Genomic DNA, 25,837 nt, shown 5'->3' with positions numbered 1-25,837 from the left:
ATGCCGAACACGGAAGTTAAGCGCTTCAGCGCCGAAAGTAGTTGGGGGTCTCCCCCTGTGAGGATAGGACGTTGCCAGGCCAACGCGAAAGACGATCAAGCATCCGCTTGGTCGTCTCTTTTTGTATATATATGTCGTATTTAATTCGGATGGGAAGGTGTCTAAATGACTCGAAAACCTAAACATAATCCTTTTACATTTATGGAGACGCTTGAGCAACATGTGCGAGAAGGACGGGTTTCTTTTCATGTACCTGGCCATCACAATGGAACGGTGAGAGATGAAAAGCTTCCGACGGCCTTCCAAAAAATTATGCCATATGACTTAACAGAGCTTGGTCACTTGGATGATTTACACCATGCGGAAGGTATTATTTTAGAAGGTGAAAAGGCATTAGGATCCCTTTACCAGAGTAAAAGCAAATGGTTGGTAAATGGCTCTACTGCAGGGAATTGGAGTCTATTAGCAGCAACCGTAAAACGGGGAGAACGAGTGTATGTACAACGTAATTCCCACAAATCGGTTTGGAACGCCATTGAGTGGCTCGGTTTAGAACCCATTTTACTCACTCCTGAATTAGATAGGGGGAGCAGTTTACCGACTGTCGTCACATTAGAAACAATTCAAGATGCTGTCACGCAGTACCCAGGTGGGAAAGCCCTCCTACTGACGTCTCCTACTTATTACGGAGATATGGCAAACATCCCGGAGATCAGTGCTTATTTGCGTTCGTTGCATATTCTTCTCTTAGTTGATGAAGCACATGGCGCTCATTTGATTCATCCTACATTTCCAAAGCGATCCGCTATTTTCGAAGGAGCTAGCGCAGTCGTACAATCAGCCCACAAAACATTGCCCGCTCTCACGATGGGGGCATGGATTCATTATAAAGAAGAAATCGATGAAAAACGTCTCTTTCATGCGCTTTCATCTTTCCAAACATCTAGCCCATCTTACTTGATTATGGCCTCGCTTGATTACGCCCGAGAGTACCTCGAAAACTTGAGTGACCGAGATTGGACTCATATTCAAACGAGTCATTTTTCATTCATCATGGAAATGAGACGTGCTGGGTTTTCAATCAAAGTGGGCGATGACTTCACCAAGATGACTGTGTTAACATACCCTAAAAATGGTCTGATCTTTAGCCAGCATTTAGCGTCAATCGGGATTGACGTGGAACTGGCTGCAGAAGATCACGTGTTATTCTGCTTGCCGTTAAGGGAATTAAAAAGCCAAGAGATTCAACATTGGGTCAAACTGATTAAAAATGCATCGCAGCACGTCCCGCTCATTGTTGAAGATGAGACAATCTATCCTTACCCGATGACTGAACGCGTTTCGTTGTTGCGTTCTATATCGGACGACGCTGATATTGAACGTCTACCGTTTGAGCAAGCGATTGGTTCTGTTGCGGCAGAGACCGTTATTCCGTATCCGCCGGGGATTCCTTGGATTCTAAGAGGAGAAGTCATCACAGACGAGAAAATCCGAGTTTTGAATGAATGGATTTCATTAGGACGGAACCTGCAGGCAAGTAGACATGTTATGATGAAACAAATTGATGTTATCGTAGAGGAGTTTTAAGCGTGAAAGGTATGTTTATTACTGTGGAAGGACCAGATGGTTCTGGGAAAACAACACAGCTACAATTGTTAGTTCAGTCATTGACTGAACAAGGGTATGAAGTGGTCGTCACCCGAGAGCCAGGGGGAACGAAGGTCGGAAACAGTATTCGAGAAGTCTTGCTCTCGCCAGAACATGATGAGATGACGCCTCGAGTCGAAATGATGCTCTATGCCGCATCCCGAGCTCAAAACATTGATCAAGTGATTCGACCGGCTCTCCACCGTGGAGCAGTTGTCGTATGTGATCGATTTGTGGATGCCTCGATTGCGTATCAAGGCTATGGGCTCCAATATGATTTGTCACAAATTTTGTCGTTAAACGACTGGGCGACTGCTGGGATCAAACCAGATTTGACGTTTCTCTTTGACTTGACCCCGGATCAAGCGAGCCATCGCATGAAAGATAGAGGCCAATTAGATCGAATCGAGAGCCGTGATGAGTCTTTCCATCAACGCGTATACGAAGGATTTCAAATATTATTAGAGCAACATCCAGAACGAATGGTACGTATTGATGCGAACGCCTCGATTGAAACCATTCAGGATGAAGTGTTAGATATTACGTTAGAACGATTAAAAGAAAGAGGAGTGATGCAATGATGAAGATGGTAATCGCGATTGTACATGATAAGGACAGTGCCCGCTTGTCAGATGCTTTGATTGAAGAGGACTTCCGTGCAACGAAATTAGCCACAACGGGAGGTTTTTTGAAAGAAGGAAACACCACGTTTATGATTGGTGTACCGAAAGAGCGGTTAGATGACCTACTTGCGTTAATCAAATCAAACTGCTCGAGCAGGGATCAAATGATCACGCCGATTTCACCGATGGGTGGACACGCTGATTCATACATTCCTTATCCTGTAGAAGTCCAAGTTGGCGGAGCGACTGTGTTTGTCTTGCCGATTGAAGGATTTCATCAGTTTTAATGGGGACGGTCACGAACATGAGTTTTCAGGAGTTATCAAAATCTCAAACGGTTATTGCGAAAGTGATTGAAAACTCGATCGTTGCTCAAAAGGTCGGTCATGCATATATCTTTTCAGGTGACTATGAACCGTACTTGATTGAAACGGCACAGCTGTTTGCGAAATCCCTTTTTTGCGAGTCGCCTGACGGGGTAGAACCCTGCGGTAACTGTCGAAACTGTAGACGAATGGATTCGGGAAACCTTGTCGACTACATGGAAGTCGAACCGGATGGAGCCAGCATTAAGAAAGAACAGGTGCAACAGTTATTGAGTGACTTGTCTTTACGTGGTGCAGAAGGTGACCGTCAAGTGTATGTGATTCACCAAGCCCATAAGATGACGCCACAAGCCGCCAACAGCCTATTGAAGTTCTTTGAAGAGCCAGGTGTAGGGAAACTAGCCATCTTGGTAACAACTCAGCCACAACTTCTCTTACCGACGATTCGTTCGCGAGCTCAGCATTTAGTATTCCGACCGATTGATCGAGAACGGCTTGTGGAAACGTTGGTCGCAGACGTGCAATGTACGAGCGATTTAGCGCGTCTTGCTTTAGAGACATATCCGAAATTCGAAGACGCGCGTGAGGCGCTTCACAACGACTGGTTTGTACAGGCGTATGGGCTAGTGGTACAATTAGTTGAAGTATTGACAAAACGCCCGCAAGAATTGCTTTTATTCGCCCAAGAAAAATGGCTCGGTCATTTTAAAGGGCGGAATGAATTGCGAGTCGGTCTCGAGCTGTTCGGAAATTGGTTGGAGCAAGCGCTCCACTTCAAAGTGCGAACAGACTATGTTCCGGAGTTGTTTACGAAAGAACAAGCGCTATATACTGCGTTTGTAAAAAATCGTCCGGTTCATAAAATCGTCCATGCTATTGAATCTGTCCATGAGGCGATTCGACGACTAGAGGCAAACGTCAATCCTCAATTAACGTTCGAACGGTTAACGTTCGATTTGCAGAAAGGATAGGAGAGCGTGCTTGAAGTAGTCGGAGTCCGTTTTAAAGAAGCGGGAAAAATCTATTACTTTTCACCAGGCGAAGCAACGCTTGAACGTGGGGACCATGTCATCGTAGAGACGGTACGAGGCATCGAGTACGGTGAAATCGTCCAAGTTGGTAAACAACTAGGTGAAGACGAAGTGGTTTTACCGCTAAAGACAATCCTTCGTGTCGCTGATCAAAAAGATGCCGAAATCGTACAAGATAATCGATTGGCCGCTTTTGACGCTCACGCCGTCTGTGAAGAAAAAATTCGTGAACATCGACTTGAGATGAAGTTAGTAGATGTTGAGTATACATTCGATCGTAATAAAGTCATCTTTTATTTCACGGCAGAAGGCCGTGTTGATTTCCGTGAGCTCGTTAAAGATTTAGCGAGTGTGTTTCGGACTCGAATCGAGCTTCGCCAAATCGGGGTTCGAGATGAAGCGAAACTGCTGAGCGGAATCGGACCTTGTGGCCGTGTGTTGTGTTGCTCCTCGTTCTTAGGGGAATTTGAACCGGTATCCATTAAGATGGCCAAGGATCAGAACCTATCCTTGAACCCGAACAAGATCTCCGGTGTATGCGGTCGTCTCATGTGCTGTCTAAAATACGAGAACGATACGTATGAAGAATTAAAGCGGGATTTGCCAGACGTCGGAAAACGAATCAAAATTCCAGAAGGTGACGGACGTGTCATCGGTCTCAACATCTTGGATCAATTGATTCAAGTCGAGTTGAATGATCGGACCCGTGTTGTGACGTATACAATCGACGAACTCGTCGAAGTCGGTGCAGTCAAACGAAAACCGTCGAAACAGTGATGGGGTGCTGAGCAGTGGAAAGAATGGATAAAAAGGAAGTCATGATGCGGGTCGATGCGATCGAGCAACAGATGCAATTGTTGACGGAGCATTTAGGGGTGCTCAAAGAGCAACTCGCCTATTTGCTCGAAGAAAACCAACACATGTATCTCGAGAACCATCATCTGCGCGAAAAAGTAGAACAACTCGCAGAAGTCGAGACACCTAACGGAGATCCTCAAATTGCCTTGTCCGGAAAAGGACAAAATAACTTGGCGGCGTTATACCAAGAAGGGTTTCATATCTGCAATTTGCACTATGGACAAGTCAGAAAAGACGGGGATTGTCTCTTCTGTATGTCAATGCTAAATAAACATTAATAAGGGGCGATAGACGGGTATATACTCGTCCGTCGCCTTTGTACGTTATGTAGGAGGGAAATGGCGTGACTGTAAAACAAGGTGAACGTCTTGATGATTTGTTAGGACGTCCCGGAAAAATCATTCAAAGTGATGATGTATTTTCATTTTCATTGGATGCGGTGTTGCTGGCCGAATTTGTGTGGGTCCCGATTCAAAAAGGGAGACTCGTTGATTTATGCGCCGGTACGGGGGCTATTCCGCTCTTTTTATCGTATCGGACGAAAGGAACGGTGACAGGACTTGAAATCCAGCCCCGTCTCGTTGATATGGCGAATCGAAGCATTGCCGTTAACGATTTAAGTGACAGACTGCACATCCTTGAAGGCGATGTGAAACATGCGACCAGCGTACTAGGGCATGCTCGTTATGACGTTGTCACGTGCAACCCACCTTATTTTTTAGCAAACGAAACTTCGCTCCGTAATCAAAATGAACATCATACGATTGCACGTCATGAAGTGCTTTGCACGTTAGAAGACTGTATCCGCTCAGCCAGTCAACTCGTCAAGCCGGGTGGGAAGGTAGCCTTCGTCCATCGACCAGAGCGATTACTCGATATTCTAACGCTCATGCGGGCGTATCGGATTGAACCGAAACGAATGCAACTCGTTTACCCGAAACAAGGCCGAGACGCAAATACACTTTTAATAGAGGGGTCGAAAGATGGAAAAGCAGGGCTCACAATCTTACCTCCGTTTGTCGTCTATGAGGAAGATGATACGTACACGAGTGACATGCGGGCCATCCTCGATGCGTAAGCACTTTGCCTATATTCTCGAGTGTAGCGATGGCACATACTATACCGGATATACGACGGATGTAGATAAGCGGATGGACGTGCACAACAGCGGTAAAGGTGCGAAATATACGCGAGCGCGTCTCCCGGTGACGTTACGATATGTCAGGTCGTTTGCGACCAAACGTGAAGCCATGCAGTACGAATGGTCCATCAAACAACTCACTCGGGCTCAAAAACAGCAATTGATGGAGGGAACGAGTAATGAACTCACAGAAAAGTTATCAGACTGACGGGCCTACGCTCTACGTGGTGCCAACGCCGATCGGAAACTTAGAAGATATGACGTACCGAGCGGTCCGGATTCTAGGTGAGGTCGATTTGATCGCGGCTGAGGATACGCGTCAAACGATGAAGCTCTGTCGCCATTTCGGCATTGAGACGAAACTAGTCAGCTACCATGAGCACAATAAGCACGTGAGTGGCCCGCGCTTAATCGAAGATATCGAGGCCGGCAAATCAGTCGCCGTCGTCTCAGACGCGGGCATGCCGGGGATCTCGGACCCGGGGAGTGACCTCGTGCGGTTGGCCATTGAAGCGAAGCTCCCTGTCGTCGTGCTCCCTGGAGCGAACGCGGCGTTGACGGCTCTTGTCGCCTCTGGTCTTGCGACCGAGCGGTTTTTGTATTACGGATTCTTGCCACGTAAAAAGAAAGAGCGGCTCGATGTGTTATCTTCTTTGCAATATGAACCGGGCACCATCATTTTTTATGAAGCGCCACATCGGTTAAAAGAGATGCTGACCGGGATTCAGGACGCGTTCGGCAATCGGCAACTCGTTCTCGGACGAGAGTTGACGAAAACGTTTGAAGAGTTTTTACGCGGGACGGTAGAAGAAGCGCTTGTTTGGTGTGAAGGTGAGGTACGTGGTGAGTTCGTCGTCATGGTGGCTGGTTCGACGGAAATAGCACCGACACACGATTGGTGGGAGGCGTTATCGCCGCTCGAACACGTCGATCGTTATATCGAAGACGGATTGAAGCCGAACGCCGCTATCAAACAAGTTGCTAAAGAGCGCGGTTTATCACGTGGCGAGGTGTACGACGCCTATCATCAAGTCGACAAAAAAGAGTAAGCAAGGAATTCCTTGCTTACTCTTCGCTGTAGTAGTTTTCGAGCATGTTTTTCAACTCGACGAGAACGCGTTGTGCGCCTTCTGGTGAAAGGATCAATTTACCGTCAGCCAACTTGAAGTTGTCATCCGATACTTCGCCCGTCACTTGGCAAGTCATGTTCGGTTTGTATTTTTTCAACACGATTTGATCGTTGTCGACGTAGATTTCAAGAGCGTCTTTCTCAGCGATCCCGAGTGTGCGGCGCAATTCGATTGGAATGACGACACGACCGAGCTCATCAACTTTCCGTACGATACCTGTAGATTTCATTTTGTGTTTCCTCCTCCAATGGTGTCGAAATCTCTTGGTGACATGAGTCGTCAAAATTCGACAATGTTACTACAGCAAAAAGCATACTAAACTTTCCAATTGCAGTCAACTGCTTACTATTGGAAATCTACATTTTCGAAAATTGGCGATATGAGAACGATATATACCTAAAATTCCCCGAAAGTTAGGACATGAAACAAAGAAAGGGTTTTTTTGGAACATTTTTTATGAGGTAATAACAAAATAATTCCAAACAATTGGTTTGGAAATTCTTTTGTCGAACCGTGTATAATGGAAATTGCAAATGTCGAAAGGATGGAGAACATACAATGGCGAAGCCTACTTTTTATATTACGACTCCGATTTACTATCCGAGTGCCAAACTACACATCGGTCACGCCTATACGACGGTGGCTGGCGATGCTATCGCGCGTTATAAGCGTCTGAAAGGATTTGACGTCCGTTATTTGACGGGGACAGACGAGCACGGTCAAAAGATTCAGGAAAAAGCGAAAGAAGCTGGCGTGACGCCGCAAGCGTTTGTCGATGAAGTCGTTAAAGACATCAAGGTGTTATGGGACCGTCTTGAAATCTCGTACGATGATTATATTCGTACGACCGATGCCCGCCACAAGGCCGTCGTCGAGCACGTATTCGAGACGCTTCTGAAAAACGATGACATCTATCTCGGTGAATACGAAGGGTGGTATTCGATCCCTGATGAAACGTATTACACGGAGTCACAGCTCGTTGATGGGAAGAGCCCTGACAGCGGTCACCCGGTCGAGCTTGTACGCGAAGAGTGCTATTTCTTCCGTCTCAGCAAGTACGCCGATCGTTTAATCGAGTACTTCGAGTCGCACCCTGACTTCATCTTGCCAGAATCGCGCAAAACCGAGATGATCAACAACTTCTTGAAGCCGGGCCTCCAAGACTTGGCCGTCTCACGGACGACGTTTGACTGGGGTGTCCAAGTGCCATCGAACCCGAAACACGTCGTGTATGTATGGGTCGATGCTCTCACGAATTACATCTCTGCCCTCGGCTATGGGTCGGACAACGACGAGTTGTTCAACCGCTATTGGCCAGCCGACGTGCACTTGGTCGGAAAAGAAATCGTCCGGTTCCATACGATCATTTGGCCGGCGTTGCTCATGGCGCTTGACCTTCCATTACCGAAACAAGTTTTCGCCCATGGTTGGTTGCTCATGAAAGACGGCAAAATGTCGAAATCGAAAGGCAATGTCGTCGATCCGATTCCACTCATCGATCGCTACGGACTCGACTCACTCCGCTACTATCTTCTTCGTGAAGTTCCATTCGGAGCGGACGGCACGTTCACACCGGAAGCGTTTGTGGATCGCTTGAATTTTGACCTTGCCAATGACCTCGGAAACCTGCTCAACCGGACCGTGGCCATGATTAAGAAGTATTTCGATGGCGAGATCCCTGCCTACGCGGGCAATGTAACAGCGTTTGATGCCTCGTTGCTTCAAGTCGTCAACGAGACGACAGAGAAGACGGAAGCGGCCATGGAACACATGGAGTTTTCCGTCGCGCTCACAAGCATTTGGCAACTCGTGAGCCGTGCCAATAAATATATCGATGAGACGCAACCGTGGGTCCTTGCGAAGGACGAAGCGAAGCGTGGTGAACTCGCATCCGTGATGACGCATCTGGCCGGCGTACTTCGCCATGTGGCGGTCATGATTCAACCGTTCATGACACGGGCACCAAAAGAAATGTTCCGCCAGCTCGGTCTTGAAGGAAAAGACATGTCATGGGAAGCGCTCGATACGTTTGCGGCCTTCGATGGAGCGGTCGTCACCGACGGGACACCGATTTTCCCACGTCGTGATGTAAAAGAAGAGATCGATGCAATTCAGGAAATGATGCGTCAAGCATCGAAAGCACGTGTCGAGGAAGCCGAAGTGGAGGCGAGCGATGCTGAGGATGAGGACGTCCGTCCAGAAATCACAATCGACGTCTTTGACCAAGTCGAGTTCCGTGTCGGTCAAATCGTCGAGGCCGATAAAATCAAGAAGGCGAAGAAGCTGTTGAAGCTTCAAGTCGACCTTGGTAGCGAGACACGTCAAATCGTCTCAGGCATTGCCGAATGGTATGCGCCGGAAGACTTGGTCGGGAAGAAAGTCATCGTCGTCGCCAATTTGAAGCCGGTCAAACTACGTGGCGAGTTGTCACAAGGGATGATTTTAGCGGCTGATAAAGACGGTAAGCTTGAGCTTGCGACCGTATCTGAGAATATGCCGAACGGGGCCGTCGTCAAATAATCGTTTGGGGGAGACTTCGGTCTCCCTCTTTGTCTATATAAGGAGGAAGCACCATGTTGATTGATACGCATACCCATATCAATGCCGAGCAGTTCAATGAGGATGTCGAGGCGACGATCGAGCGGGCTCGTGCCGCGGGCGTTTCCCCGATGCTCGTCGTCGGATTCGATAACCCGACCATCACGCGGGCAATCGAGCTCGCGGAAACGTATGAGGATATCTATGCCATCGTTGGCTGGCATCCGGTTGATGCCGTCGATTGTACGGATGCTGATTTGAAGAGAATCGAGACGCTAATGGCTCATCCGAAAGTGATGGCGCTCGGGGAAATCGGTCTCGATTACCATTGGGACAAGTCGGAGAAAGATGTCCAACAACGCGTGTTCCGGCAACAAATCGCTATCGCGAAGCGGACGAACATGCCCATCGTGATTCATAATCGGGAAGCGACAGCCGACGTGCTCGATATTTTAGAGGAAGAACATGCCGAAGAGGTAGGCGGCGTGTTCCATAGTTACAGCATGTCCGTCGAATTGTTGGAACGCTGTCTGCGCTTGAACTTCTATATCTCTCTCGGAGGACCAGTGACGTTCAAGAATGCGAAAGTACCGAAGGCGGTGGCGCAACAAGTCCCGCTCGATCGGCTCCTTGTCGAGACGGACTGCCCGTATTTAACGCCGACGCCGTTCCGTGGTAAACGGAACGAACCCGCTTACGTCACGTACGTCGCCGAAGAGATTGCATCGCTACGTGACATGTCCTACGACGCGCTCGCTGAAGCAACGACAGCCAATGCGAAGCGCCTATTCCGTCTCCCATGATGTTCAGGCGCATCATCTTGAGTATTGGTGTCGTAGCGACGGCAGTGTTCGCCTATATGGCGATGCAGCCTGAACCGATCACCATCGTCGACGACGGCGTGACAACCGTGCATGAAAGCCGCGGCGATTCGGTGCTAGAAGTGCTTAACGAGACCGGTATCGTGATCGACGAGGCGGATATGGTGACTCCCGCCTTAAGTGCCGACGTCCCGACGGATCGAGTGATTCATATCGAACGAGCTCGTACCGTGTCGCTTCAAATCGGTTATGGCCAGGTCGAGACGATCGAGACGCGTGAACGGACCGTCAAAGACGTGTTGCTTCGTTATGGAGTGAGTGTACGCGAAGGGGACGACGTGTACCCGGGCGTACGTGCACCGGTCACATCAGGGATGACGATTCGCTACCAGCCTGTCGTCGCCCTCGATGTCATCGTCGGGGACGAGGCGAAGACCTTGTATACGATGGCTCAAACTGTCGAACAGGCGTTACGGGAGGCGAATGTGACGGTTTCTGACCAAGATACGGTCGTCCCGGCTCTCACGACACCGGTACGGGATGGAATGACCATCAGCGTCAATGTGAGTCGAGACGTCGTACAATATGAGAGTCGTCTCATCCCGTTTGAAATCGTCATGGAAGAGGACGATACGCTCGAACTTGGAGAGACCGAAGTCGTGCAAGTCGGCATCCCGGGACTCGAACGGACGCGGTATGCACTGACAGTGGAAAATGGTACAATTACAAATCGGACCGAAACGAGCGTGGAAACGCTACAAAGCGTACGCCCTCAAATCATTAAACGTGGGACGAAAGTCGTGGCCGAACCGGAGATTGAACCGGCAACGAATCAAGAAACGACCGCCACGACCGAACCGTCGAGTCCGTTTCGAGACGAGGCGGAGATTAAGATTGAAGAGACACCTCGTGCCGAGGATGCGCTGGACTTCACTTCCGCGAAACAACTTCTCGTCGAAGCGACCGCGTATACGAACAATGCAGAAGACACGGTCACATTTGATGACAGGGTTCTGACCCGTAGTGGTTATGATGTGACGGATACGATTTTGTATGAAGGGATGCGAATCATTGCTGTCGACCCCGCTATTATTCCTCTTGGCACACGTGTGTACGTTGAAGGGTTTGGCATGGCGATTGCTTTAGATACAGGCAGTGCGATCAAAGGTCATAAAATTGACTTGATGATGGACACGAAAGAAGAAGCGGTAACGTTTGGGCGTCAGCCGCTCACGATTTGGGTTATCCCGAAGCAAGAAGAGAAAGAAGGAAACGATGATGCGTGAAAAAATACAAGAGGTGATTGTCGTCGAAGGTCGAGATGACACGACGCGGCTTCAAGAAGTATATGACGTCGATACGATTGAAACGAACGGATCTGCCGTCTCGAAACAGACGATCGAACGAATCAAACGCGCCCAAGAAACGCGCGGCGTTATCATTTTGACGGACCCAGACTACCCGGGTGACCGAATCCGGGCCATCGTCGAGGAGCAGGTTAAAGGATGTAAGCATGCCTATTTACCTCGGGCCGAAGCGAAAGATAAACGTGGCAAGATTGGGGTCGAGCATGCTTCACCGGCAACGATTCGCCGTGTACTCGAAGCGGTGTATGAACAGCGAGTTGAGACTGACATGCCGCTCGTCACCCGCCAGATGGTGCTCGAAGCCGATTTGATTGGCGGAGCGGACGCTGCGCGCCGTCGTAAACGGCTCGGCGTGTTACTCCGAATCGGTGAACCGAACGCCAAACAGTTTGTAAAGCGCGTGGAAGCGTTACGGGTCACGATTGAGGAATGGGAACGGGCACTGGCTCAGTTAGAGGAGGAAAATCATTGAAAGACATTGCAACAATCCAACGCACGAAATCAATTCTAGAACGTCACGGCTTCTCTTTCAAAAAGTCGCTTGGGCAGAACTTTTTAATTGATTTAAATATTTTGAACAAGATAGTGGATGCAGCTGAGTTGGGCGAAGCGAGCGGGGTTCTTGAAATCGGTCCCGGCATCGGGTCATTGACGGAACAGTCTGCCAAGCGGGCTAAAAAGGTCGTCGCCCTCGAAATCGACCAACGTCTGCTTCCGATTCTGGAAGATACGATGTCTCCTTATCCACATGTGCATGTCATCCACGGCGATGCCCTCGAGCTCGATATTCAAGACATCGTCGAGCGTGAGTTTTTCAGTCAAGGAATCGAAGACATCTCGGTTGTGGCGAACTTGCCGTATTATGTGACGACGCCGATTATCATGCGCTTACTGGAAAGCCAAATCAAGTTCCGTTCACTCGTCATGATGATTCAAAAAGAAGTTGCCGAGCGCATTGGAGCGAAGCCTGGGACGAAAGCATACGGCTCTCTCTCGATTGCGATCCAATATTACGCGGAGGCGAACGTGAGCTTTATTGTTCCAAAAAGCGTGTTCATGCCGGCCCCGAACGTCGATTCAGCGGTCATCACGTTGAAGATGCGTCCCAAACCGGCGGTCGACGTGAAAGATGAAGCCTTCTTCTTCGAGCTTGCCCGGGCCAGTTTCGCACAACGTCGAAAAACGATCTTAAATAACTTGACGAATCACCTCGGGAAAGACAAAAAAATGGAAATCGAACAGTTTTTAAGTGAAGCTGGAATCGATCCGAAACGGCGAGGCGAAACGCTTTCGCTTGAGGAGTTTGCACGGTTAGCTGACACAATTTTACCACTTAAAAACAGTTGACGACCGGATAACGAATCGATATAATATTAATCTTTATTTTTGTTTTTGAATGTGTTATACTTGTAACAGTGAGGTGAAGCGTATGCCAAAGACGTTGCAAGAAATCAGACAGAAACTCGAATCGCATGTTGGAGAACGATTGACGTTGAAAGCAAACGGCGGTCGTAAGAAAGTCGTTACTCGGTTTGGAACGCTCGTTGAGACGTATCCCGCGGTGTTCGTCGTCAAATTGGATGAAGACCATCATAACGTGGAACGTGTCTCATATAGCTACGCTGATGTCCTAACGGATACAGTTAAAATTGAATTCAGTAATTGAACGATAAATGAGGGGCGGATGCATTGGCAGCTGCTTCTTTTTTTGTGCGCTCGTTTACGGTACAATGGCGAACAGGAGATACATGGGAAGGGTGAACGATATGCGCACGATCAGTGTGAAAGCGCCGGCAAAAATCAACTTGACGCTCGATGTCCTTGGGAAGCGGACAGATGGCTATCATGAAGTGGAAATGATAATGACGACAGTAGACTTATCGGACCGGTTAGAATTGACTGTGCTCGATACAGATGAGATTCGGATTCAGTCCGAGCATGCCTACGTGCCGAACGACCATCGAAATTTGGCTTATCGTGCGGCTGAGCTGTTACGGAAGCGATTCAATATCAAACAGGGTGTCGAAATTGTATTAGATAAGCAAATCCCAGTGGCGGCAGGGTTAGCTGGCGGCTCGAGCGATGCGGCGGCGACACTTCGGGGTATGAACGAATTGTTCGACCTTGGCCTGTCGTTAGAAGAGTTGGCCGAACTCGGAGCCGCCGTCGGATCGGACGTATCGTTTTGTGTCATGGGAGGAACAGCCATCGCGCGCGGACGCGGCGAACAGCTGGAGACGATTCCGTCACCGCCGCCGTGCTACGTCGTATTGGCGAAGCCGAAAATCGGAGTGTCGACGGCTGACGTCTATCGTGCCGTGCAGATGGAGAAGATTGTGCATCCAAACACCGAGGCGATGGTCACGGCGATTCGGGATCGGGATTTTGATGGCATCTGTGTAAACTTAGGGAACGCCCTCGAGGCGGTCACGCTCGAACTTCATCCGGAAGTTCGCCAAATCAAAGAGACGATGCTGCACTGCGGAGCGGATGGTGTCCTCATGAGCGGCAGCGGTCCAACGGTATTCGCATTGATTGAGCACGAGCAAAAAGCACATCGTGTCTATAATGGACTGAAGGGATTTTGTCCTGAAGTGTTCGTCGTTCGGATTCTCGGCAAAAAACATTGAACAAAGACGAATGAGAATGATATATTCTGTTTAGAACATTCGTCTATTATTGAAGAAGTGAAGGGGAATCCGTATGAAAATTCGTAGAAGTGGTCGTCTTGTCGATATGACCCGTTATTTGCTGGACCATCCACACCAGCTCGTCTCATTATCGATGTTTTCGAGTCGTTATAAAGCAGCCAAATCATCCATCAGTGAAGATTTGGTCATCGTCAGTGAAATGCTTTCGCATGATGGCACGGGAAAACTCGTCACAGTGCCAGGGGCAGCCGGCGGTGTCATGTTCATTCCAGGCTGGAGCAAGGAAAAGTCGCTCTCGATGATCGACGGCCTATGTGAGCAATTGTCGAAACCGGAACGGTTGCTTCCGGGAGGCTATCTCTATTTGACAGATGTCCTCGGGAACCCGCGTCAAGTGAAGCCGATGGGGCAAGTCTTCGCCTCTGTGTTCGCCGATCGTAAAGTTGACGTCGTCATGACAATCGCGACAAAAGGGATTCCGCTCGCGTACGCTGTCGCCGAGCAACTTGGTGTCCCGTTCGTTATCGTTCGTTCTGACAGTCGTGTCACAGAAGGTTCGACGGTCAGCATCAACTACGTATCAGGCTCATCAAAGGCGATTCGCACGATGGCGCTCGCTCGTCGCAGCTTGCCGCGTGGCGCGAACGTCTTGTTGATTGACGATTTCATGAAAGCGGGCGGTACGATTCGCGGGATGATGAGTCTCTTGAATGAGTTCGAGGCGAACCTCGCGGGTGTCGGTGTCCTCATGGAAGCGGAAGGCGCCGAGAAGAAAATGGTAAGCGAATACGTCAGTTTGATGAAATTGACGAACGTCGATTCGGATGAAGGACTCGTCACCATTTCGCGAGGGAACGTCGAACAGTTCTTAAAGTGATTGGCAAAAATTTGATTTCGTTTTATGATGAAAGGGTATAAGATTCGTACGAAGTCAATCGGTTCGCTTGGAATCATCTCAACCTTTTAGAAGGTACACCACGGTCTAGACAACGATGAAAAGGGGATGCGAAACATGCAGATCACAGACGTAAAAATTCGCAAAGTCGCGACGGAAGGTAGAATGAAGGCACTGGCCTCCATTACACTCGACCATGAATTTGTGGTACACGATCTTCGAATCATTGAAGGGAGTACCGGTCTTTTCGTAGCGATGCCGAGCAAGCGGACGCCAGAAGGGATTTTCCGCGATATCGCTCACCCGATTAATGGAGATATGCGTCAAAAAGTCGAGGCGGCTGTTCTAGAGGCGTACGGCCAAGAGGACGTCGCTATTGCCGAGACGCAAGCACGATACAATGCCATGAATGAGTAATCTTTGACAGCGGATGGGGACCCTTCCGCTGCCTTTTTACGTTTCATTGGTTACGAATGGTTACAACGGTTGAAACCACGTCACGGTTTCGATATAGTAGATACGGTGTAAATAAGATTTGAATGTAGAAAAAAACCGAACAATTGAGTACATTACAGTCGATATGAGATAGGAGCGAATCAAGAATGGATCGTTTTGCAGTCATTTTGGCAGCAGGTAAAGGGACCCGTATGAAGTCGAAGCTATATAAAGTGCTTCATCCGGTCCTCGGAAAACCGATGGTCGAACACGTCGTCGATCAACTCGACAAAATCGGGGTCAGTCGTCAAATCGTCATCGTCGGCCATGGGGCTGAAGCGGTACAAGAGACGTTGGGCTCACGCGTGGAATATGCGGTCCAAGAAGAACAGCTCGGGACAGGTCATGCAGTGCAGATGGCAGAAAGCGAACTCGCGGGTAAACCGGGCGCAACGCTCGTCGTTTGCGGCGACACGCCACTGTTGACAGCGGAAACGCTCGAGGCGCTGTTGGCCCATCATGAAGCCCAGCAAGCGAAAGTGACAGTACTGACAGCCATCGCTGACGATGCGACAGGATATGGTCGTGTCATCCGTGGGGAAGACGGAAACGTTACAAAAGTCGTCGAGCATAAAGATGCGTCTGACACTGAACTAGAAATCCGTGAAATCAACACAGGCACGTACGTGTTCGATAACGAGCTCTTGTTTGATGCATTGAAGCAAGTCGGGAACAACAACGCTCAAGGTGAGTACTACTTGCCGGACGTCATCTCGATTGCGAAAGAAGCAGGCGAAGTCGTGGCAGCACACACGGCGCCGACATTCGATGAAACGATCGGCGTCAACGACCGTGTCGCTCTTTCACAAGCTGAAGCGGTCATGCGCAAGCGGACGAACGAACGCCTCATGCGTGAAGGTGTCACATTCATGGATGCAGCTTCGACATACATCTCACCAGATGCCGTCATCGGTTCGGATACGATCATCTATCCAGGGACGGTCATTCTCGGGAAAACGATTATCGGTTCAGAGTGCGTGATTGGTCCGAATTCAGATATCCGCAATAGCGTCATCGAAGACGGTGCGACGGTTCGTCAATCGGTCGTGAGTGACAGCCGTGTCGGAACTGAAGCACAGGTCGGGCCGTTCGCCCACCTTCGTCAACAAGCAGTCCTCGGCGCGAATACGCGCGTCGGTAACTTCGTGGAAATCAAAAAATCAACGTTCGGAGACGGTGCGAAAGCATCACATCTCAGCTATATCGGAGATGCTTCGATCGGGGAACGCGTCAACCTCGGCTGTGGCTCGATCACGGTCAACTATGACGGCAAGAACAAGTTCGAAACGGTCGTCGAAGCCGATGCCTTCGTCGGCTGCAATGTGAACTTGATTGCTCCGGTGAAAGTCGGAAAAGGCTCAATCGTAGCAGCCGGTTCGACGATCACGGATGACGTTCCTGAAGAGGCGCTTGCGATTGCACGCGAACGCCAAACGAATAAAGAAGGTTACACGAAACGATAAGTTGCTGCCTATTATTATGGAAAACGATGGAGGAGAATCCTAAACATGTCTACTGTATATGAACGTGAAATTCGCCTATTTAGCTTAAACTCAAACCGCCCACTCGCCGAAGAGATTGCCAAGGAAATTGGCATCCCGCTCAGCGATTGCCAAGTGAAGCGGTTTAGCGACGGAGAACTTTACATCAACATCGAGGAGAGCGTGCGAGGCGATGATGTGTACATCATTCAATCGACGAGCTCACCGGTGAACGAAACGCTCATGGAGTTACTCGTCATGATCGATGCGTTGAAACGAGCATCGGTTCGGACGATTAATGTGGTCATGCCATACTATGGTTACGCTCGCCAAGACCGCAAGGCGCGCTCACGTGAGCCAATCACAGCGAAACTTGTCGCTGATTTATTGACGGTTGCAGGTGCCACGCGTTTAATCACGATGGACTTGCATGCTGCTCAAATCCAAGGTTTCTTCAATATCCCAGTAGACCAATTATTAGGTGTTCCACTCATCTCGACGTATTTTGAGACAGATGAATTTAAAGCGAAAGACATTGTCGTCGTCTCACCGGACCACGGTGGCGTCACGCGTGCCCGTAAGCTTGCCGAACGCTTGAAGGCTCCAATCGCCATCATCGACAAGCGTCGTCCTGAAGCGAACGTGGCTGAAGTCATGAACATCGTCGGCAGCGTTGAAGGCAAGACGGCCATTTTGATCGATGACATCATCGATACAGCTGGAACAATCACGCTCGCGGCCGATGCCATCGTCCAAGCTGGTGCAAAAGAAGTGTACGCCTCGTGTACACACCCAGTCTTATCTGGACCGGCGATGGAACGGATCGACAACTCGTCAATCAAAGAACTCGTCGTTTTGAACACGATCGATTTAGAAGGTCGCGAATGTTCGAGCAAAATCAAGCAGATGTCGGTTGCCCGTTTGCTTGGGGAAGCGATCATGCGTGTCCACGAGCACAAATCGGTGAGCACGCTGTTCGATTAAAAAAACGAGGCCCGAAGGCGTTCGCCTTTGGGCTTTTTTGTTCAGGAGGAATAAGATGAAATGTATCGTCGGCCTCGGGAATCCAGGCAAAAAGTATGAGATGACCCGTCACAACGTCGGTTTTTTAGCGATTGATCGCTTAGCTGACAAACATGGGATTCAACTTGATGAAGCCAAGTTTAAAGCATTGATCGGAACGGGAAGAATCAATGGAGAACGTGTCGTCCTCGTCAAACCGCTCACCTACATGAATCTATCAGGGGAGTCGGTACGTCCGATTTTAGATTATTATAAGATTGAGATTGATGACTTGCTCGTCATTTATGACGACTTGGACATGGTGCCAGGGAAACTGCGATTCCGTCCGAAAGGCAGTGCCGGTGGACATAACGGCATCAAGTCGCTGATTCAACACCTGGGAACCCAAGATTTCAAACGTCTGAAACTCGGCATCGGTCGTCCGCCGCATCCGATTAAAGTCGTCGATTGGGTGCTCATGAACTACCGGAAAGAAGATATGCCAGAATTGAATGATACGCTCGATCAAGCGGTGTCCGCCGCGACTGATTTTGTGGACACGGAATGGATCGCGCTCATGAATCGATATAACTAAAGGGTCAACGTACCCTTTTTTGTCGTATGAGGTGGAGGAAATCAAAATGAATGCTTTAGAGAAATTCATGTTGGCATTGCCTGAGACGAATGTGATTCGGGAGCGGTTGCCAAAAGTTGATCGTCAACTCGTCACCGGATTGACGACGAGTGCCAAAGCGCTCGTGTTGGCAGGTTTGGCGAAAAATTCGCCCCGACGTCTCGTGGTCGTCACACATAACATGTACCAAGCCCAAAAAATGTACGATCAGCTCGAGTCGCTCGTCGGCCCGAGTCAAACATTGCTTTATCCGATCGATGAGACGCTCGCTGGAGAACTGTCACTCACATCGAGCCCAGAACTTCTTGCCGCACGGATTGAAGCTCGAACACGTCTCCTTGACGAAACGGGAGGCGTCCTTGTCGTGCCACTCGGTGGGTTACGTCGCTTTATCCCGAGCCCGACGGACTGGCGGACAAGCCATCGAGTCATCAAACCAGGTCAAGAGCTTGATTTGAAGCCGTTTGCTGAGACGCTGATCACGCTCGGATATGAACGAACGGCTACCGTCACCGCACCGGGTGAATTCTCCGTCCGCGGCAGCATTTTAGATGTCTATCCGCTCACGGAAGCGCGTCCGTATCGCATCGATTTGTTCGACACCGAGGTCGATTCGATTTTTACGTTTGATGCTGAGACACAACGCTCACTAGGGGTCGTCGCCGAAGCGGTCATTCCCCCGGCGACCGAGTTTATCGCTTCGACAGAACAATTGAAAAAAGCTGGACAGGCACTCGAACGTCAATATGATCGGACGCTCTCGTTGATTGAGACGGAGACGATTCGTCAAGCACTTGAGGACGGGATTGCCCGGGACATCGAACAGTTCGGTCGAGGTGAGGCGCCCGAAAAAGTTGGAAAGTACACGCCGCTGCTATATAGCTCGACACTCCTCGACTATGTCGGACCGGATGCTGTCTTGATTTTAGATGAAGTGGCCCGGATTGAAGACGCCGCCGATGTGCAAGATCGCGAGGAAGCCGAATGGTTCTCGTCGCTCATCGAACGCGGGGAATCCGTCAGCAACTATACGCTTGCCGTTCCGATGCATAAAGTGTTTCGTGATTTGAAGCAAGTGGCGTTCTCGCTCCTCCCGTCGAGACGGTCGGGGATTCCGGAAACGAACACGGTCCACCTCAGTTGCCGTCCGCTCCCGGCGTTTCACGGGCAGATGCACTTGCTGAAGCAAGAAGTCGAACGTTGGCAACAAGGTGACCATCGTCTCGTCTTCTTAGCAGGGGATCAAACGCGGGCCGACAAGGTGGTAGCATTGCTTGAAGACTATGGCATCTCGTCAACGTTCACAAATGTGGACGGCGAGTTGTTGCCGCGTCATGTCCACGTCATGATTGGACAAATCGAGGGCGGATTCGAGCTCTCGACGAGTCGCCTCGTCGTCGTCTCCGAAGAAGAGCTGTTCAAACGCGTCACGAAGCGGAAACGACAGACGAAGAATTTGACGAACGCCGAACGGATTAAAAGTTATCAAGAGTTGAAGCCGAACGACCACGTCGTCCACATCCATCACGGGATCGGGAAGTACCTAGGCATCAAAACGATTGAAGTCGGCGGCATTCATCAAGACTACTTACATCTCGTCTATGCCGGTGACGATGCGCTCTACGTCCCGGTCGACCAAATCGATCTCGTCCAAAAGTACGTCGGGGCGGAAGGCAAAGAGCCTAAGATTTATAAACTCGGTGGGACCGATTGGAAGAAGGTCAAATCGAAAGTCGCCAAATCGGTCGAAGATATCGCCGACGAGCTGATCAAGTTGTATGCGGCGCGGGAAGCGTCCGTCGGTTATGCGTTCCCGACCGATGACGAGGAGATGGGTCAGTTTGAAAGCTCGTTCCCGTATGCGGAGACAGAAGACCAGGTCCGTTCCATCGCCGAAATCAAAGCCGATATGGAACGATCACGGCCGATGGACCGTCTCCTTTGTGGCGATGTCGGTTACGGAAAGACGGAAGTGGCGATTCGAGCCGCGTTCAAAGCTGTGCTCGCTGGTAAGCAAGTCGCGTTCCTTGTGCCGACGACCGTACTCGCACAACAGCACTACGAGACGATGCTCGAGCGGTTCAGTGAGTTTCCAATCAACGTCTCCGTCATGAGCCGCTTCCGCTCGAAAAGCGAGATGGCGGCGACGAAAAAAGGCTTGAAAGAAGGGACGATTGACGTCGTCGTCGGGACGCACCGCGTCTTGTCGAAAGATGTGACGTTCGCCGACCTCGGGCTCGTCATCATCGATGAAGAGCAACGTTTCGGGGTTAAGCATAAAGAACGGCTCAAACAGTTGAAGACAAATATCGACGTCTTGACGCTGACGGCGACACCAATCCCGCGGACGCTCCACATGTCGATGATTGGGATTCGGGACTTGTCAGTGCTTGAGACACCGCCGGAGAACCGCTACCCGGTGCAGACGTACGTCATGGAATATGACGGTATCGTCTTGCGTGAGGCACTCGAGCGTGAACTCGCGCGAGGCGGGCAGGCGTTCTTCCTCTATAACCGGGTCGAAGGTATCGAGCGGAAGGCTGAAGAGATTCGCGCTTTGTTACCGGAAGCGCGGATCGCGACGGCGCACGGTCGGATGACCGAGACTGAACTCGAGAGCCAGCTTATCAGCTTCCTCGAAGGAGAAGCCGACGTGCTCGTCTCGACGACGATCATCGAGACCGGCATCGATATTCCGAACGTGAACACGCTCATCGTCCACGATGCGGACAAGATGGGGCTGTCACAGTTGTACCAGTTGCGCGGTCGTGTCGGTCGTTCCAACCGAATCGCCTACGCCTACTTCACGTATCGGAAAGATAAACGCTTAACCGAGGTCGCGGAGAGCCGGCTACAGGCCATCAAGGAGTTCACGGAGCTCGGGAGCGGGTTCAAGATTGCGATGCGCGACTTATCGATTCGCGGTGCCGGCAATCTGCTCGGGGCTCAACAGTCCGGGTTCATCGATTCGGTCGGATTCGACTTATACTCGCAAATGTTGTCCGAAGCCATCGAAGAACGGAAAGACCGGATGCGCGGCCAGGCGAAACAAGTCGTCTTCAAACCGGAGATTGCGTTCCAAGCGGACGCGTATATCCCGGACGAGTATTTGTCAGACAGCGAATTGAAAATCGAGATGTACAAGCGCTTCAAATATGTCGATACACCAGAGGCGCTGTTCGCCCTCCAAGACGAGTTGATCGAACGGTTCGGGGAATTCCCAGAGCCTGTCGCCCTCCTCATCCAACTGACGCGTCTGCGCATTTATGGGGAAATGGCGAAAGTGGCCCGCATCAAACAGACGCCGGGTCGCATTGAGATGGTATTGTCGCTCGAATCGACGACAGCGCTCGACGTGCCGTCGTTCATGGAGTGGACGATGCCGCTCGGTCGGAAACTTGGCGTCGGTCAAGACAACGGTGCTCTCAAGTTGTCGCTTAGCGGCAGGATGCCGGTCATCGAACTGTTGAACGATGCCGATACGGTACTCGAGGAGCTTGTGAAGAGGTTGGCCCATGCGGTCGCCAAGTAAATTTGCGACCGGGGTCATCTTATTTGCGCTTGCGGGTTATCTTTCAAAATTCATCAGCTTCGCTTATCGGGTCCCGTACCAAAACATCGCGGGAGACTTTGGCTTATACGCCTATCAGACGGTATACCCGTTTGCTGCGATCGTCGCCTCGCTCGGCATGTATGCGATGCCGGTCGTGATTGCGAAAATTGGTGTCGGGGCCCAAGGGCCGAGACGCAAGCTCGAGGTGTTGTGGGGGAGTTTTTATGTCTTACTCGGCCTCGGCTTCGCCCTTGTCGTCGCGATGTGGATGCTCGCACCGGCGATTGCCCGTCTTCTCGGTGACATGCAGCTCGCACCGACGTTACGCGTGATCAGCCTCAGCTATTTGCTTATGCCCGCGTTGGCGGTGCTCCGCGGTTCGTTCCAATCGGTCGATGACTTAAGGCCAAGCGCCATCTCGCAAGTGCTCGAGAACCTTGTCCGTGTCACAGTTCTGCTCGTCGCTCTGTTGATTGGCGTCCGCTTTGGACAAGACGCCTATACGCTGAGCCGGTACGCGTACGCGGCGACGCTCGTCGGAGGTGTGGTGGCGATTATCATCTTATCGTTGTGGGCGAAGAAGCTGCGGGTCGTCCCGGTCCAACGTGCGACGTTGCGGTCTGTCCTTCGGATTTTACTGACGACCGGCTTTGCCGTTGGCTTCGCCTCGCTCGGGATTTTATGGATGCAGCTCGTCGACTCATTCACGATTGTCAATCTGATGGGTGGAGACTACGCCGCGAAAGTCGGGAAAGGGGTATTTGACCGAGGTTATCCGCTCGTTCAATTTGCGATTCTTTTCACGACGGCTCTCGGGATGGCGAACGTGCCAAATTTGGTGCGCCATTACCGGGCTGGTCGTGTCGAGGCGACGTCATCCGGACTCAGCTCGATGATCCGTGTGACGACGACAGTCGCCGCAGCGGCGACCATCGGCTTGATGGGTGTCATGCTTCCATTAAACATTGCCTTATTCGAAAATGCCGCTGGGACAATGGCACTCGTTCTGTTGGCGACAAGTACGTTTGCTGCTTCGCTTGCCGTGGCGAGTATGACGTGCCTACAGGCGATTGACCGGGAACGGACGGCCGCTGTCGGTATGATTCTCGCGATCGGTGTCAAACTCGTCAGCAATCTGTGGCTCGTCCCTCCCTATGGCATCGAAGGGGCTGCCCTCGGGACATCCCTTGCCTTTTTAACGATGGCCGCCTTCAATTTCAATCGGCTCGATCAAATCATTCCGCTTGGCATGCTCCGATTTCGACACTATGGGCGTCTCATCAAAACGGTGGCGCCAATGGGGGGTGTCTTGTTCGGTTTGAATGTCATCATAATGAACTGGCTGCCAAATCGTCTCGATGCTCTCGCTTGGCTCGGCTTTATGCTCGTAGTCGGGGCTGGCAGTTATGTCTGGCGGTTATGGAAAGAACAAATCTTGACGATAGACGAGTGGGAAATGATCCCGTTCGGAGGTCGTCTCATCAATCTGCTAGAGAAAAAGGAGAACTGATATGAGTTACGGAATTACGGTCGTCGGCCTCGGGTCCGGCGAACTCGAGCAATTGCCGCTCGGTGTCTATCGTCATTTGAAACAGCAACCTCTCGTTTGGTTGCGTACGAAAGAACATCCGGTCGTTCAAGAGCTGGAGACGGAAGGGGTCCACTTTGAATCGTTCGACTCGATTTACGAGTCGTGCGATACGTTTGAGGAAGTGTATGCCAAAATCGTTGAGACGTTGCTCGACAAGAGTGAGGAGTTGGCCATCACCTATGCTGTACCAGGTCATCCGTTCGTAGCGGAGCGGACCGTCGAACTGCTCGTCGAGCAAGGTGCGGACGTCACGTTTCTCGGCGGTCAGAGCTTTTTGGACGCCATGTTCCAAGCCCTGCGCATCGATCCGATTAACGGCTTCCAATTGCTTGATGCGACCGCGCTCGATGTGGAACGGATTCAAGTGACCCAACATGTGTTGATTGGCCAAGTGTATGATGGGTTCGTGGCCGGAGACGTGAAAGTCCAGTTGATGGAACGTTATCCAGATGAGCACATCGTTAAACTCGTGACGGCCGCCGGGACGAAACGCGAGCGGGTCAGTGAAATCCCGCTCTACGAGATGGACCGCGTGGCAGAAGTCGACAACTTGACGACGCTCTATGTGCCGCCGCTCATGGATGAGACGCATTTGGCGCGCGAGTTTTCGACGTTGAAGCATATCATTGCGACGCTCCGCGGACCGGACGGGTGCCCATGGGATCGGAAGCAGACGCACGAGTCGCTCCGCAAATATTTGCTTGAAGAAGCATATGAGTTGATTGAAGCGATTGACGCGGAAGACGATGATGCCATTGTCGAAGAGCTCGGTGACGTTTTGCTTCAAGTCATGCTCCACGCCCAAATCGGGGCGGACGAAGGCTATTTTGATATCCGGGACGTCATTGGCGCCGTCAGCGAGAAGATGGTCCGCCGTCACCCCCACGTGTTCGGTGACGTGACAGTAAACGATGCCGATGATGTCGTGACGAATTGGAATGCGATTAAACAAGTGGAAAAAGGGGAAAAAAGAAAATCGCAGCTAGATGGTGTCCTCATGACTCAACCCGGGTTGATGCGGGCCGAGCAGTTGCAGAAAAAAGCTGCACAAGTCGGTTTCGAATGGGACGATGTTCAAGGTGCGTTCGAGAAGTTGGAAGAAGAACTCCGCGAGTGGAGAAGTCAGCCGGAAGATGAACGAGAACTTGGCGATGTCCTGTTCTCAATCGTCAACGTGGCGCGCTATTTCAAGTTGAACGCTGAGCAGGCGCTCGAACGGACCAACCAAAAATTTAAGAGACGATTCGAATACATTGAAGCGAACGGCTCCCTCGACGAGATGACGCTCGACGAGATGGATCGGCTCTGGGATGAAGCGAAGGAGAAGGGATTATGAGATTAGACAAGTTTTTGAAAGTATCCCGTTTGATTAAACGGCGCACATTGGCGAAAGAAGTCGCCGACCAAGGCCGAATTCAGTTGAACGGACAAGTGGCGAAAGCGAGCACGGACGTCAAAGTCGGTGACGAGTTGCAAATTCGCTTCGGAAACAAGCTCGTCACGGTTGTCATCGACTCGATTGCCGAGCATGCTCGAAAAGAGGACGCGAAAGAAATGTACCGCTTGCTCAAAGAAGAAAAGGTGAACAGTGGTACGGAAGCGTAAAAAAAAGGTATACTGAACGTAACAGGACAGGAGGAAGGTGATTCGATGAATGGACGTAACCCGATGGAACGCAAACAGCGGATTCGGGCTCTTGATGAACGAAGAGAACAGCTGGAAAAAGAACAGAACCGGCAACGTATCCATCTTCGACGCCGCCTGGCTGCAGCCTCGCTTCTCTTTTTGTTGATGATTGTCTTCATCGGTCAGAGTTACTTCTCGAAAGTCGGATATGTGTCCGAGCAAGAACGGAAACAAAATGAAGCGCAAGTCGAACTTCGGGAAACGAAGGACGAACAGTCAGAACTAAAAGAGCAGGTCGAGCGTTTACAAGACGAAGAATACATCGCCAATCTAGCGCGCAACGAGTTGTTGTTCTCGAAAGATGGCGAGATTATTTTTTACTTCTCACCAGAGGAATAAGTGGGTTCGTTGACCGTTGACGAATCGA

27 protein-coding genes and 1 rRNA gene are annotated in these 25,837 nt (G+C 50.6%); 27 read left to right on the top strand and 1 reads right to left on the bottom strand.

Annotation, left to right across the window (positions count from 1 at the left end; genetic code table 11):
• From rrf to rsmI, 10 genes are all read left to right on the top strand, one after another.
• Positions 1-80, top strand: a 5S ribosomal RNA gene (gene rrf / locus KNP79_RS15920); the annotation flags it as partial.
• Positions 81-165: 85 nt separating this feature from the next.
• The gene (locus KNP79_RS14300) at positions 166-1,587 is read left to right on the top strand and encodes an aminotransferase class I/II-fold pyridoxal phosphate-dependent enzyme (RefSeq protein WP_251130541.1); all 1,422 of its coding nucleotides are present in this window, start codon (positions 166-168) and stop codon (positions 1,585-1,587) included.
• Positions 1,588-1,589: 2 nt separating this feature from the next.
• Positions 1,590-2,228, top strand: a complete 639-nt coding sequence (tmk, locus tag KNP79_RS14295) for a dTMP kinase (RefSeq protein ID WP_034781763.1) — start codon at positions 1,590-1,592, stop codon at positions 2,226-2,228.
• Positions 2,228-2,557: a cyclic-di-AMP receptor gene (locus KNP79_RS14290; protein ID WP_029594397.1), complete on the top strand. Its 330-nt coding sequence runs from the start codon at positions 2,228-2,230 to the stop codon at positions 2,555-2,557. Before tmk ends, KNP79_RS14290 begins: the two co-directional genes overlap by 1 nt.
• Positions 2,557-3,567: a DNA polymerase III subunit delta' gene (locus tag KNP79_RS14285; protein WP_371743438.1), complete on the top strand. Its 1,011-nt coding sequence runs from the start codon at positions 2,557-2,559 to the stop codon at positions 3,565-3,567. Before KNP79_RS14290 ends, KNP79_RS14285 begins: the two co-directional genes overlap by 1 nt.
• Positions 3,568-3,573: 6 nt before the next feature.
• Complete coding sequence (locus tag KNP79_RS14280; RefSeq protein ID WP_034781766.1) at positions 3,574-4,404, top strand: PSP1 domain-containing protein; 831 nt, start codon at positions 3,574-3,576, stop codon at positions 4,402-4,404.
• Positions 4,405-4,427: 23 nt separating this feature from the next.
• Positions 4,428-4,763, top strand: a complete 336-nt coding sequence (yabA, locus tag KNP79_RS14275; protein ID WP_034781768.1) for a DNA replication initiation control protein YabA — start codon at positions 4,428-4,430, stop codon at positions 4,761-4,763.
• Positions 4,764-4,828: 65 nt separating this feature from the next.
• Positions 4,829-5,563 carry a tRNA1(Val) (adenine(37)-N6)-methyltransferase gene (locus KNP79_RS14270; protein WP_034781771.1) on the top strand — a complete coding sequence of 245 codons (735 nt, stop codon included), beginning with the start codon at positions 4,829-4,831 and terminating at the stop codon, positions 5,561-5,563.
• Positions 5,556-5,834, top strand: a complete 279-nt coding sequence (locus KNP79_RS14265) for a GIY-YIG nuclease family protein (RefSeq protein ID WP_034781773.1) — start codon at positions 5,556-5,558, stop codon at positions 5,832-5,834. Before KNP79_RS14270 ends, KNP79_RS14265 begins: the two co-directional genes overlap by 8 nt.
• Positions 5,806-6,675 (top strand): 16S rRNA (cytidine(1402)-2'-O)-methyltransferase, encoded by an 870-nt coding sequence (rsmI, locus tag KNP79_RS14260; protein WP_214709874.1) that lies wholly within the window; start codon positions 5,806-5,808, stop codon positions 6,673-6,675. The genes KNP79_RS14265 and rsmI overlap by 29 nt, the downstream gene beginning before the upstream one ends.
• 16 nt (positions 6,676-6,691) lie before the next feature.
• Here rsmI and KNP79_RS14255 read toward each other — a convergent pair whose 3' ends face one another.
• Positions 6,692-6,985, bottom strand: a complete 294-nt coding sequence (locus KNP79_RS14255) for a transition state genes transcriptional regulator AbrB (RefSeq protein ID WP_012727742.1) — start codon at positions 6,983-6,985, stop codon at positions 6,692-6,694.
• A 329-nt stretch (positions 6,986-7,314) separates the two neighbouring features.
• Here KNP79_RS14255 and metG point away from each other — a divergent pair, with 329 nt between their 5' ends.
• The 17 genes from metG (at position 7,315) to KNP79_RS14170 (ending at position 25,809) form a co-directional block, all read left to right on the top strand.
• Positions 7,315-9,276, top strand: a complete 1,962-nt coding sequence (gene metG, locus KNP79_RS14250; RefSeq protein ID WP_214825159.1) for a methionine--tRNA ligase — start codon at positions 7,315-7,317, stop codon at positions 9,274-9,276.
• 53 nt (positions 9,277-9,329) lie between these two features.
• A complete protein-coding gene (locus tag KNP79_RS14245; RefSeq protein ID WP_034781781.1) occupies positions 9,330-10,097 on the top strand; it encodes a TatD family hydrolase in 768 nt (255 codons plus the stop codon).
• Positions 10,094-11,401: a 3D domain-containing protein gene (locus KNP79_RS14240; RefSeq protein ID WP_214709878.1), complete on the top strand. Its 1,308-nt coding sequence runs from the start codon at positions 10,094-10,096 to the stop codon at positions 11,399-11,401. Before KNP79_RS14245 ends, KNP79_RS14240 begins: the two co-directional genes overlap by 4 nt.
• Positions 11,394-11,954: a ribonuclease M5 gene (gene rnmV / locus KNP79_RS14235; RefSeq protein WP_034781784.1), complete on the top strand. Its 561-nt coding sequence runs from the start codon at positions 11,394-11,396 to the stop codon at positions 11,952-11,954. Before KNP79_RS14240 ends, rnmV begins: the two co-directional genes overlap by 8 nt.
• Entirely contained in the window at positions 11,951-12,829 is an 879-nt protein-coding gene (gene rsmA / locus KNP79_RS14230) for a 16S rRNA (adenine(1518)-N(6)/adenine(1519)-N(6))-dimethyltransferase RsmA (protein WP_214755102.1), read from the top strand. The genes rnmV and rsmA overlap by 4 nt, the downstream gene beginning before the upstream one ends.
• An 82-nt stretch (positions 12,830-12,911) precedes the next feature.
• Positions 12,912-13,148 (top strand): Veg family protein, encoded by a 237-nt coding sequence (locus KNP79_RS14225; protein WP_021065751.1) that lies wholly within the window; start codon positions 12,912-12,914, stop codon positions 13,146-13,148.
• 100 nt (positions 13,149-13,248) lie between these two features.
• Positions 13,249-14,112, top strand: a complete 864-nt coding sequence (gene ispE, locus KNP79_RS14220) for a 4-(cytidine 5'-diphospho)-2-C-methyl-D-erythritol kinase (protein ID WP_214755100.1) — start codon at positions 13,249-13,251, stop codon at positions 14,110-14,112.
• Positions 14,113-14,185: 73 nt separating this feature from the next.
• Complete coding sequence (gene purR / locus KNP79_RS14215; RefSeq protein ID WP_114165389.1) at positions 14,186-15,010, top strand: pur operon repressor; 825 nt, start codon at positions 14,186-14,188, stop codon at positions 15,008-15,010.
• Positions 15,011-15,145: 135 nt separating this feature from the next.
• A complete protein-coding gene (gene spoVG, locus KNP79_RS14210; protein WP_034781793.1) occupies positions 15,146-15,445 on the top strand; it encodes a septation regulator SpoVG in 300 nt (99 codons plus the stop codon).
• A gap of 185 nt (positions 15,446-15,630) precedes the next feature.
• Positions 15,631-16,986 carry a bifunctional UDP-N-acetylglucosamine diphosphorylase/glucosamine-1-phosphate N-acetyltransferase GlmU gene (glmU, locus tag KNP79_RS14205; protein WP_034781794.1) on the top strand — a complete coding sequence of 452 codons (1,356 nt, stop codon included), beginning with the start codon at positions 15,631-15,633 and terminating at the stop codon, positions 16,984-16,986.
• 45 nt (positions 16,987-17,031) lie between these two features.
• Positions 17,032-17,988, top strand: a complete 957-nt coding sequence (locus KNP79_RS14200; protein ID WP_021065746.1) for a ribose-phosphate diphosphokinase — start codon at positions 17,032-17,034, stop codon at positions 17,986-17,988.
• Positions 17,989-18,043: 55 nt separating this feature from the next.
• Positions 18,044-18,601, top strand: a complete 558-nt coding sequence (gene pth, locus KNP79_RS14195) for an aminoacyl-tRNA hydrolase (protein WP_034781796.1) — start codon at positions 18,044-18,046, stop codon at positions 18,599-18,601.
• 46 nt (positions 18,602-18,647) lie between these two features.
• Entirely contained in the window at positions 18,648-22,172 is a 3,525-nt protein-coding gene (gene mfd, locus KNP79_RS14190) for a transcription-repair coupling factor (protein ID WP_215192829.1), read from the top strand.
• Complete coding sequence (locus KNP79_RS14185; RefSeq protein ID WP_214755096.1) at positions 22,156-23,703, top strand: polysaccharide biosynthesis protein; 1,548 nt, start codon at positions 22,156-22,158, stop codon at positions 23,701-23,703. Before mfd ends, KNP79_RS14185 begins: the two co-directional genes overlap by 17 nt.
• 1 nt (position 23,704) lies before the next feature.
• Positions 23,705-25,120, top strand: a complete 1,416-nt coding sequence (gene yabN / locus KNP79_RS14180) for a bifunctional methyltransferase/pyrophosphohydrolase YabN (protein ID WP_214755094.1) — start codon at positions 23,705-23,707, stop codon at positions 25,118-25,120.
• Positions 25,117-25,389, top strand: coding sequence for an RNA-binding S4 domain-containing protein (locus KNP79_RS14175; RefSeq protein WP_021065741.1), 273 nt, complete (start codon positions 25,117-25,119; stop codon positions 25,387-25,389). The genes yabN and KNP79_RS14175 overlap by 4 nt, the downstream gene beginning before the upstream one ends.
• 45 nt (positions 25,390-25,434) lie before the next feature.
• Positions 25,435-25,809, top strand: coding sequence for an FtsB family cell division protein (locus KNP79_RS14170; RefSeq protein WP_034781803.1), 375 nt, complete (start codon positions 25,435-25,437; stop codon positions 25,807-25,809).
• Positions 25,810-25,837: the final 28 nt, after the last annotated feature.

The sequence above is a fragment of the Exiguobacterium sp. s7 genome (assembly GCF_018618195.1).
Lineage (GTDB): Bacteria > Bacillota > Bacilli > Exiguobacteriales > Exiguobacteriaceae > Exiguobacterium > Exiguobacterium mexicanum_A.
This window is presented reverse-complemented; position numbering and strand designations above follow the sequence as displayed.

Bases quoted from the DNA above. Each gene is read 5' to 3' on its own strand.
- KNP79_RS14300 (WP_251130541.1), top strand. From the start codon at position 166: ATGACTCGAAAACCTAAACATAATCCTTTTACATTTATGGAGACGCTT.
- KNP79_RS14290 (WP_029594397.1), top strand. From the start codon at position 2,228: ATGAAGATGGTAATCGCGATTGTACATGATAAGGACAGTGCCCGCTTG.
- KNP79_RS14285 (WP_371743438.1), top strand. From the start codon at position 2,557: ATGGGGACGGTCACGAACATGAGTTTTCAGGAGTTATCAAAATCTCAA.
- yabA (WP_034781768.1), top strand. From the start codon at position 4,428: ATGGATAAAAAGGAAGTCATGATGCGGGTCGATGCGATCGAGCAACAG.
- KNP79_RS14265 (WP_034781773.1), top strand. From the start codon at position 5,556: ATGCGTAAGCACTTTGCCTATATTCTCGAGTGTAGCGATGGCACATAC.
- rsmI (WP_214709874.1), top strand. From the start codon at position 5,806: ATGAACTCACAGAAAAGTTATCAGACTGACGGGCCTACGCTCTACGTG.
- KNP79_RS14255 (WP_012727742.1), bottom strand. From the start codon at position 6,985: ATGAAATCTACAGGTATCGTACGGAAAGTTGATGAGCTCGGTCGTGTC.
- metG (WP_214825159.1), top strand. From the start codon at position 7,315: ATGGCGAAGCCTACTTTTTATATTACGACTCCGATTTACTATCCGAGT.
- KNP79_RS14245 (WP_034781781.1), top strand. From the start codon at position 9,330: ATGTTGATTGATACGCATACCCATATCAATGCCGAGCAGTTCAATGAG.
- KNP79_RS14240 (WP_214709878.1), top strand. From the start codon at position 10,094: ATGATGTTCAGGCGCATCATCTTGAGTATTGGTGTCGTAGCGACGGCA.
- rnmV (WP_034781784.1), top strand. From the start codon at position 11,394: ATGCGTGAAAAAATACAAGAGGTGATTGTCGTCGAAGGTCGAGATGAC.
- KNP79_RS14225 (WP_021065751.1), top strand. From the start codon at position 12,912: ATGCCAAAGACGTTGCAAGAAATCAGACAGAAACTCGAATCGCATGTT.
- ispE (WP_214755100.1), top strand. From the start codon at position 13,249: ATGCGCACGATCAGTGTGAAAGCGCCGGCAAAAATCAACTTGACGCTC.
- purR (WP_114165389.1), top strand. From the start codon at position 14,186: ATGAAAATTCGTAGAAGTGGTCGTCTTGTCGATATGACCCGTTATTTG.
- spoVG (WP_034781793.1), top strand. From the start codon at position 15,146: ATGCAGATCACAGACGTAAAAATTCGCAAAGTCGCGACGGAAGGTAGA.
- glmU (WP_034781794.1), top strand. From the start codon at position 15,631: ATGGATCGTTTTGCAGTCATTTTGGCAGCAGGTAAAGGGACCCGTATG.
- KNP79_RS14200 (WP_021065746.1), top strand. From the start codon at position 17,032: ATGTCTACTGTATATGAACGTGAAATTCGCCTATTTAGCTTAAACTCA.
- pth (WP_034781796.1), top strand. From the start codon at position 18,044: ATGAAATGTATCGTCGGCCTCGGGAATCCAGGCAAAAAGTATGAGATG.
- mfd (WP_215192829.1), top strand. From the start codon at position 18,648: ATGAATGCTTTAGAGAAATTCATGTTGGCATTGCCTGAGACGAATGTG.
- KNP79_RS14185 (WP_214755096.1), top strand. From the start codon at position 22,156: ATGCGGTCGCCAAGTAAATTTGCGACCGGGGTCATCTTATTTGCGCTT.
- yabN (WP_214755094.1), top strand. From the start codon at position 23,705: ATGAGTTACGGAATTACGGTCGTCGGCCTCGGGTCCGGCGAACTCGAG.
- KNP79_RS14175 (WP_021065741.1), top strand. From the start codon at position 25,117: ATGAGATTAGACAAGTTTTTGAAAGTATCCCGTTTGATTAAACGGCGC.
- KNP79_RS14170 (WP_034781803.1), top strand. From the start codon at position 25,435: ATGAATGGACGTAACCCGATGGAACGCAAACAGCGGATTCGGGCTCTT.